At 39.8% G+C, this 9,200-nt stretch carries 8 protein-coding genes; all 8 read left to right on the top strand.

What is annotated here, in order from left to right; genetic code table 11:
• Positions 1–232 (top strand): phosphoribosylglycinamide synthetase C domain-containing protein (locus tag WS44_RS08935; protein ID WP_288145733.1); only part of this gene is annotated, 232 nt, incomplete at its 5' end.
• Between the two features lie 588 nt (positions 233–820).
• On the top strand, positions 821–3,484 hold the full coding sequence (gene polA / locus WS44_RS08930) for a DNA polymerase I (RefSeq protein ID WP_046434065.1): 2,664 nt from the start codon (positions 821–823) through the stop codon (positions 3,482–3,484).
• An 8-nt stretch (positions 3,485–3,492) separates the two neighbouring features.
• Positions 3,493–4,323 (top strand): bifunctional DNA-formamidopyrimidine glycosylase/DNA-(apurinic or apyrimidinic site) lyase, encoded by an 831-nt coding sequence (gene mutM / locus WS44_RS08925; protein ID WP_046434064.1) that lies wholly within the window; start codon positions 3,493–3,495, stop codon positions 4,321–4,323.
• Complete coding sequence (coaE, locus tag WS44_RS08920; protein WP_013438411.1) at positions 4,320–4,922, top strand: dephospho-CoA kinase; 603 nt, start codon at positions 4,320–4,322, stop codon at positions 4,920–4,922. The genes mutM and coaE overlap by 4 nt, the downstream gene beginning before the upstream one ends.
• A gap of 2 nt (positions 4,923–4,924) precedes the next feature.
• Positions 4,925–5,392: a transcriptional regulator NrdR gene (gene nrdR, locus WS44_RS08915; protein ID WP_013438410.1), complete on the top strand. Its 468-nt coding sequence runs from the start codon at positions 4,925–4,927 to the stop codon at positions 5,390–5,392.
• A gap of 2 nt (positions 5,393–5,394) precedes the next feature.
• Positions 5,395–6,744 (top strand): DnaD domain protein, encoded by a 1,350-nt coding sequence (locus WS44_RS08910; protein WP_046434063.1) that lies wholly within the window; start codon positions 5,395–5,397, stop codon positions 6,742–6,744.
• Positions 6,745–6,760: 16 nt separating this feature from the next.
• Positions 6,761–7,678 (top strand): primosomal protein DnaI, encoded by a 918-nt coding sequence (gene dnaI / locus WS44_RS08905; protein WP_013438408.1) that lies wholly within the window; start codon positions 6,761–6,763, stop codon positions 7,676–7,678.
• A 281-nt stretch (positions 7,679–7,959) separates the two neighbouring features.
• Positions 7,960–9,200, top strand: a 1,241-nt coding sequence (gene thrS, locus WS44_RS08900; protein WP_046434062.1) for a threonine--tRNA ligase, incomplete at its 3' end; no start/stop codon positions are given.

Raw genomic sequence — 9,200 nt, 5'->3', positions numbered from 1 at the left:
TAATGTGAAGATCGGCAAGTTGCCTCACGGCACTAATACTTATATCGATTATGCCAACGTGAAAGGTAATTTGGATAATCTGATAGGTGATGGTGGCCGCCTGTTCATGGTGATTTCGGAAGCCGATAATCTAGTCCAGGCGCAGGATAATGTGTATTCTTATTTGAGTAAGCTTGAGCTGCCAGATTGCTTCTACCGCCATGATATTGGCAATCGTGCTTTGAGAGATTAGATGTTTAAAGAAAGTCCCAGTTAGGGCTTTTTTGTTTTGGAGTTGAATCTTGAAAAAAAGCATTCAAATTTTTAAATGATATAATAGCTATGACTTATTATTTATCCCAATGGAAATGTAAAGTGTAACTATAGCATTTTTATTTTTTTAACTCATGAGAATAGTTGTGTTGAATGTTGACCTCCTTAAGTTTTTAAGGCTCTTTGTCAAATCTTGTTGATAATGAGTAAATGAATAGAATCAAGCAACCATTAAAAGGCTGTTTGGTTTTTATTTAACTTAAGAGAAATATGAATTTTTGAAAGTTTAATTTAAAAGTTTTAGTAGTTGGTAGGTCTTTATTTAATCTAAGGGAAATGTAAATAAAGCCGAATTTTACACCAACTTTACTAAATATGCTGATTTTATCTAACTTAAGAGGAAAATAATAGTGTGATTAAAGTCAATTAAATATAAAACATAAAGAAAGATTTATATTTAATTTACGGGAAGAAAACTACAATCAAACATCCTACTAAAATCCTACCAATTAAACTGGTAAAATAGATAAGTAAGTATAGAGAACAATTTTTATAAAAGGGGAATAAAATGGCAGATAAAAAATTACTTCTAATCGATGGTAACTCTGTAGCTTTCAGAGCCTTTTACGCTCTTTATCGTCAACTAGAATCTTTCAAGAGTCCGGACGGCCTGCACACTAATGCCATTTACGCTTTTAAGAACATGCTCGATGTCCTTTTAAAAGACGTTGATCCAACCCACGTATTGGTAGCTTTTGATGCAGGAAAAGTCACTTTTAGAACAAAAATGTATGGGGAATATAAAGGTGGACGTGCCAAAACTCCAGAAGAGTTGCTCGAACAAATGCCTTATATTCAAGAAATGCTTCATGACTTAGGTATTAAAACTTATGAATTGAAGAATTATGAAGCAGATGACATCATTGGTACTTTTGCTGCGAAGGGTGAAAAGACCGGGTTCACAACCACGATCGTAACTGGTGACCGCGACTTGACCCAACTTGCGTCCGACAAGACGACTGTCGAAGTAACTAAATCTGGTGTTTCTCAACTTGAAGCTTATACACCAGAACATATGAAGGAAGTTAATGGGGTAACTCCAACCGAATTCATCGACATGAAGGCCTTAATGGGTGATAGTTCAGATAATTATCCAGGTGTTACAAAAGTTGGCCCTAAAACTGCATCACGTTTGATTCAAAAATACGGTTCCGTTGAAGGGATTTACGATCATATCGACGAAATGAAGAAGTCCAAGCTGAAAGAAAACTTGATCAACGATAAGGACAAAGCATTTTTAGCTAAAAAGTTAGCAACTATTGACCGTGATTCACCAGTAACTCTGGATATTGATGATATAAAACGTCAGCCAGTTGATTATGAAAAGCTGCGTCAATTCTATGAAAAGATGAACTTCCGTAAGTTCTTAGCTGACCTAAATGCTTCAGGTGCTGGTCAAGATAGTACTGAAGTTGAAAAAGTAGAATACATCGTTTTAAACGACGACAACGTTAAGGATGTTAAGGCTACTGAAGATGACACCATTGAGTTTTACTTAGAAATGCTCGGTGCTAACTATCACTTAGCTCCTTTTGTTGGCTTCAGCTTGAAGATTAACGACAAGATTTATGTTTCAAGAGACGTGGAATTGCTTGAAGAAGACAATATCAAGCACATCTTAGAAGATGAAAAGATCAAGAAGAACGTCTTTGACTTAAAGAGATCCATGGTTGGGGCTCATCGTTTAGGCATTCATACGCACGGCCTTGATTATGATATGCTTTTAGCCTCATATCTAGTTAATAATGAAAACAACTCTAATGATCTTGGTGAAATTGCCCATCTTTATGGGGATTATTCCGTTAAGACCGACCTTGAAGTCTACGGCAAAGGTAAGAGTGAACACATCCCTGATGACGATGATGAATTATTCAACCACTTAGCTTCCAAGGTCAACGCCATTGAATCGCTCAAGAAGACTCTGCTTGAAAAGCTCAAAGACCACGAACAAGATGCCTTGTTTGATACGATCGAAATCCCAACCGCGCGCGTTTTAGCCAGAATGGAAATGAACGGGATGAAGGTCGAAGCAAGTACTTTAATTCAACTGCAAAATGAATTTGCCGTTAAATTGAAGGAACTCGAAGACAAGATTTATGGCCAAGCCGGTGAAAAGTTCAACTTGAACTCACCAAAGCAATTAGGTCACATTTTGTTTGAAAAGCTTGGTTTGCCAGTCATCAAGAAGACCAAGACTGGTTATTCAACTTCAGTTGAAGTACTTGATCAATTGAAGACGCAAAGCCCAATCGTTAGCGAAATTTTGGACTATCGTCAAATTGCCAAGATTCAATCTACCTATGTAAAGGGTCTGCTTGACGTCATTCAACCAGATGGCCGCGTGCACACACGTTACTTGCAGACTTTGACTGCAACTGGTCGACTTTCTAGTGTGGATCCTAACTTGCAAAATATCCCTACCCGCACTGAAGAAGGAAAGCAAATCAGAAAGGCCTTCGTGCCAAGTGAACCAGACGGCTACATCTTCTCTTGCGACTATTCACAAGTTGAGCTTCGTGTCTTGGCCCACGTTTCTGGCGATCAAAACATGCAAGAGGCCTTCAAGACCGGATACGATATTCACTCACACACCGCGATGAAGATTTTCCACTTGGGATCACCAGATCAAGTAACGCCACTGATGCGTCGTCACGCTAAGGCTGTTAACTTCGGTATCGTTTATGGTATTTCCGATTACGGTTTGTCCAAGAACTTAGGCATTTCTAGAAAACGTGCCCAAGAATTTATCGACAACTACTTCGAACAATATCCTCAAATCAAGGATTACATGGATAAGGCTGTGCAAGAAGCGCGTGACAAAGGCTATGCCGAAACAATTATGCACCGTCGCAGATACTTGCCAGATATTCACGCTAAGAAGTACACCGTGCGTGCCTTCGCTGAAAGAACCGCCATCAACTCACCAATCCAAGGTTCAGCTGCCGATATCATCAAGATTGCCATGATTAACATGCAAAAGAAGCTTGATGAATTGCACCTCAAGACCAAGATGGTAGTTCAGGTGCACGACGAATTAATTTTTGACGTGCCAAAAGATGAACTTGAAACAATCAAGAAGATTGTGCCAGAAGTAATGCAATCAGCAGTTAAGCTTGATGTGCCACTAATTGCTGATTCTGGTTGGGGCCACAATTGGTACGATGCAAAGTAGGTGATTAGATGCCTGAAATGCCCGAAGTTGAAACTGTTCGGAGAACTTTAACTCCTTTAATTAAAGGAAAGACAATTGAAAAAGTAATTCTGTGGTATCCAAAAATCGTTGCGACGGACCATGACAAGTTTATCAATGAACTGCCAGGCAAAAAGATTATTCGTATCGACCGCTATGCCAAGTATTTATTGATTCGCTTGAATGATAATTTAACAATTGTGTCGCACTTACGCATGGAAGGAAAGTATCATTTAACTACGCCGGAAGCGCCTAAAGACAAGCATGATCACGTAGAATTTATTTTTACCGACGGCACTGCCTTGCGTTATAACGATGTGCGCAAATTTGGCCGTATGCAGCTAGTTTTGACCGGAACCGAGCGACAAACAACTGGCATCGGTAAACTGGGCGTTGAACCCAATACGCCGGAATTTAGTGAGCAGTATTTTTTGTCTAGCTTAAAGAGAAAAAAGAAGAACATCAAAAATGTCTTGCTCGATCAAACTGTTGTTGCAGGTTTAGGCAATATCTATGTGGATGAAACTTTGTGGCAAAGCAAGATCCATCCCTTGAGTTTGGCTAACAAAATTCCTGCCGATAAAGTAGAAGATCTGCGTAAAAATATTAATGAAACCATCAAAATTGCCATAGAAAAGCGCGGTACAACTGTTCATAGCTATTTGGATGCAAACGGAGAAGTCGGTGGCTACCAAAAGATGCTACAAGTCTACGGCCACGCTGGTGAAGCCTGCCCTAGATGTGGCACGACTTTTGAGAAAATTAAAGTTTCAGGCAGAGGCACTACTTTTTGCCCACATTGTCAGGTGATATACAAATGACATACGTTTTAGCTTTAACTGGCGGGATTGCGACAGGCAAAAGCACCGCGGATCAATTTTTTAAAAAGCAAAATATTCCTATTGTCGACTGTGACGAAATAGCGCATGATTTAATGAAGCCAAAAAATGCTTCTTGGCAAGCAATTAAGGATAATTTTGGCGAAGAATATTTGAATGATGACCAAACGATTAACCGTAAAAAGCTCGGTCAATTAGTTTTTAGTAATAAAAGTGCGCTAAATAGACTAAATCAGTTGACTCATCCTCTAATTTTCGATAAAACAATACAAAAGATAACATCATATCAAAATGAAGATATGGTTATCCTTGATGCACCAGTTTATTTTGAATCTGGCTTAGATAAGAAGCATATTGCCAATAGTGTGTTGGTAATTACTTTGCCAGAATCTATTCAAATAGAGCGATTAAAACAAAGAAATAATTTAACTGATAAAGAAGCCAGAATGCGGATTAATAGCCAAATGCCGTTGTCTAAAAAAACACAATTGGCTGATTTTGTAATTGAAAATACTGGTACAATAAAAGAACTAGAAAGTAAACTAGAACAATTATTAAATAAAATCAAAAAAGAGGGATAGCTATGGAATGTCCAAATTGTCATCAAAATGCCTCCCGCGTTATTGATTCACGTCCTAGTGATGAAAACCGGGCAATTAGAAGACGTCGAGAATGTGAAAACTGTGGTTTCCGTTTTACGACCTTTGAGCGTATTGAAACGGCGCCTTTATTAGTAATTAAAAACGACGGAACGCGTGAACCGTTCAGCCGTAAGAAGATTTTGCATGGTGTAATGGCCGCAGGGCAAAAGCGTCCGATTAGTAGCGAACAATTCGAACAATTAGTTGACCATGTCGAAAATAAAGTTAGAAAACAAGGTGTAAGCGAAATTTCATCTAAGAAGATCGGTCAATACGTCATGGATGAATTAGCCGACTTGGACGATGTAGCTTACATTAGATTTGCTTCCATTTATCGTGAATTTAAAGACATGTCTAGCTTTATGAAGACTATGGAAGACATGATGGCTAAAAAGGAAAAGGGTAATTAAAAATGTTTGAGACATCTGATCCCAAGCATCTATATTATGTAGCCAATCGAGTTACGCTTTTTCCTGAAGACGGGCAAATATTGATCAAATTGTATCAGCCATTAGTTGGTGCTGTTGCGGTGGCTTTATATCAGACTTTAATCAGTGATTATGATCCATACGGCATTATTTCTGATTCTAAGGGTATTTATTCGCTGCAAGAACAACTGGATTGTAGCTTAAAGACGATGTTTACCTCGCTTCATAAATTAGAGGCCGTGGGGTTAGTTCAAACATTTTTGTCCGATAATGTTTTTAATAACGTCATCGTGTTTAAATTGCTTAAAGTGCCTAGTGCTGATAAGTTTTTCGCTACGCCGCTTCTTGCAAGTTTGCTTAAGGAAAAAGTTGGCGAAGAAACCTTTCATGAATTAAGCCACAAGTTCGCTAAAGAAGCTAAGTTGCGGGAAAAGCCTATTAAGAATGCGCGCGATGTTTCGGCTAATTTCTTTGATATGTTCCGTTTGCCGGGGGATGAAGCAATCACTCCATCCAGCGATGTAATTGAGGCCGCCAAAGAAAACAAAGTTCATGAAGAAGAGGTGGCCCAAGTTAACGACAGGGATGCAATCGATTGGGACTTTATCAAAGAGCAATATGAGGTTTATCAAATTCCAGCTAGTGAAGTTGATAATAAGAAGAATCAAATTCGCTCTTTGATGCAGACGTATGGCTTGTCCGAAAAAGAATTCGTGGATGAGAGTTTGCCATGCCTTCATGGTTCGTATGAATTGAACATGCGCGACATTAGCAATACTTTAGCTGAGAACTACAAACGGATTAACACTAGAGAACACGTGCAAAAGCAGGTAAATGAAGGCCGTAAAAAGGCTTTGGCTGCAATTAAGGGCTTGGACGACAACGATAAGAAGTTGCTCAAGGAAGCCAATGAAAGCTCACCCGCTGAGTTTTTGTATAAGATAAAAACAGAAAAGGGCGGTATTGCCAGTGCAGGCGAGCGGCAGATTATCAATAATTTGCACACCCAGTATGGTTTGCCAGAAGATTTGATCAATATTCTGACCTATACTTGTTTGACTTACGATACTGTAGTGAACTCAAACTTGGCCTACAAGATTGCTAACGACTGGCTCCAACATGGCGTTGCAACCGCGGTTCAGGCTTTGCAGTACGTGAAGAAACGTCGCGATAGTTTTGGCAATGGCAATAATCGAAGATCCAGAAGAAACTATAACTATCAAAATAAGCGCGTAGAAAAGGGCACTGATTGGAGCAAGAAGAAGGTGGATACCAATTCCGGTATTTCTACTGCGCAATTGAAGGACTTGTTTAAAGATTTGAACAATAAATAAGAAAGCAGGTGAATAAATGGAACCAATAGGCAATGTGATCAAGCAAATTGTTAAACAGCGCAATTTAGGCGATGAAAAGACTTTGGAGAATCAAGCCTTGCATGATCCTGATGTGCAAGCTTTTCTTAAGCAAAATGCGGATAAAATCGATCAAAAGATGATTCGCAATAGCATGTCGAATCTGTACGAATTTTATTCACAAAAAACGCATCCCAACAAGGTGATGGCCGGTTATGCACCGCAGCTATTTTTAAACGGCAAGGTAATCGACATTCGCTATGCACCGACAAGAGCTAAGATTGCACAAGACCGTAAAAAGGCAGCGCAAAGACGGCTGCAGCTCATTGATTTGCCTGCTCGTTTGCATGACGTTAGTTTAAGTGAAATTGACGTTACAGACGATCGGAACAATGTTCTTGCTTTAATTTATGATTTCTTGAAGAAGTATAAAAAAGACCCGCACCAAAAAGGTTTATATCTTTCAGGCGATTTCGGCGTTGGTAAGACCTATATTTTGGCAGGTCTTGCTAATTATGTCGTTACCAACATGAATAAAAATGTCATTTTCTTGCACGTGCCAACATTTATTGCCGGCCTTGCTAGTCACTTTGACGATAATAGCCGAATTAGCTTGCAAGAAGAAATCCGTAGATTATCCGAATGCGATTTGCTTATTCTGGATGATATTGGGGCCGAAAGTCTCAGCCAATGGTCACGTGATGACGTCTTAGGCGTAATTTTGCAGGCAAGAATGGATAATGTTTTGCCAACCTTCTTCTCATCCAATTTGGACATGGAAGCATTGCAGTCACACTTTGAAGAAACGCGTAATGCGACCGACCCAGTTAAGGCGAGAAGACTGATGCAGCGTGTCCGCTTTTTGGCTAAAGAAATTGTGGTGCCAGGACCTGACCGCAGAAATTCTTTGCATTAATTTTTAAAAAGGTCTTGCATCCCTAGCTCGAATGCGTATAATTGAAACTAACTAAACGAGACATGATGAACTTTGCTTCAGAGAGAGGGACCTAGTTCTGGAAGTCCTTCATTAGAGGCTCACCCCAATCGTTTATTCCCAAAGTTAAAATTTTAGGTTGGATACCTTTATCAATCCGAATATAAGAGGTTAGACACACGCTAACCTGAATTTTGGGTGGAACCACGCAATTAACGTCCCAGTGCTATTGAGCACTGGGATTTTTTTTTGGAGGTAATTTTATGAGTTTTTCAGTTACTTTACCAGACGGCTCAAAGAAAGAATTTGACAAAGCCGTTTCAGTTAAAGATGTAGCTTCATCAATCGCAACTTCACTTGGAAAAGCTGCTGTTGGTGCTAAGGTAAATGGCCAAGTTAAGCCACTTGATTACGAAATCGATAGCGACGTTGAAATTGCTATCCTTACTGATAAAGACGAAGAAGGTTTGGATATCTTAAGAGCAACTGCAGCATTTGCACTTGAAGCTGTTGCTAAGAAGAAGTACCCAGAACTTCGTTTAGGTGAACACGTAGCTGACGAAGGTGGCTTCTACGTTGACACTGACAAGAAGGACCAAATCAAGGTTACTGAATTGCCAGAACTTGAAAAGGCTATGGAAAAGCTTGTTAAGAGTGGTCAAGCAATTGAACACGTTGAAATGGCCAAGTCAGAACTTGAAGATATCTACAAGGACGACCCATACAAGAGTGAACTTTTGAAGAAGGTTGAAGGCGACAAGGTTGACGCTTACAAGTTAGGCGACTTCGTAGACTTTGGTTTTGACGCATTACTTCCAAACACTGGTAAGATCAAGCACTTCAAGCTTTTGTCAGTAGCTGGTGCTTACTGGTTAGGTAAGTCATCAAACCCAATGCTTCAAAGAATCTTCGGTACTGCATTCTTCAAGGAAGCAGCATTGAAGGATGACTTAAAGCGTCGTGCAGAAATTAAGGAACGCGACCACCGTACTATCGGTCGTGACCTTGACCTCTTCTTCGTAGATCCTAAGGTTGGTGCAGGTCTTCCTTACTGGATGCCAAAGGGTGCTACTATTCGTCGTGTTGTTGAACGTTACATCATCGACCGTGAAGTAGCTGATGGTTACCAACACGTTTACACTCCAGTACTTATGAACCTTGACGCTTACAAGACCTCAGGTCACTGGGCACACTACCGTGATGACATGTTCCCACCAATGGACATGGGTGATGGTGAAATGCTTGAACTTCGTCCAATGAACTGCCCATCACACATTCAAATTTACAAGCACCACATTCGTTCATATCGTGACTTGCCACTTCGTGTTGCTGAACTTGGTATGATGCACAGATACGAAAAATCAGGTGCTTTGTCAGGTCTTCAACGTGTACGTGAAATGACTTTGAACGATGGTCATACCTTTGTAGCTCTTGATCAAGTTCAAGACGAATTTGCTAAGATCTTGAAGTTGATCATGGACGTATACAAGGACTTCGACATTAC

It is taken from the genome of Lactobacillus sp. N54.MGS-719, assembly GCF_000980505.1.
GTDB lineage: Bacteria > Bacillota > Bacilli > Lactobacillales > Lactobacillaceae > Lactobacillus > Lactobacillus amylovorus.
This window is presented reverse-complemented; position numbering and strand designations above follow the sequence as displayed.

Excerpts from the sequence above, each read along its gene's own strand:
- polA (WP_046434065.1), top strand. The coding sequence starts at position 821 with ATGGCAGATAAAAAATTACTTCTAATCGATGGTAACTCTGTAGCTTTC.
- mutM (WP_046434064.1), top strand. The coding sequence starts at position 3,493 with ATGCCTGAAATGCCCGAAGTTGAAACTGTTCGGAGAACTTTAACTCCT.
- coaE (WP_013438411.1), top strand. The coding sequence starts at position 4,320 with ATGACATACGTTTTAGCTTTAACTGGCGGGATTGCGACAGGCAAAAGC.
- nrdR (WP_013438410.1), top strand. The coding sequence starts at position 4,925 with ATGGAATGTCCAAATTGTCATCAAAATGCCTCCCGCGTTATTGATTCA.
- WS44_RS08910 (WP_046434063.1), top strand. The coding sequence starts at position 5,395 with ATGTTTGAGACATCTGATCCCAAGCATCTATATTATGTAGCCAATCGA.
- dnaI (WP_013438408.1), top strand. The coding sequence starts at position 6,761 with ATGGAACCAATAGGCAATGTGATCAAGCAAATTGTTAAACAGCGCAAT.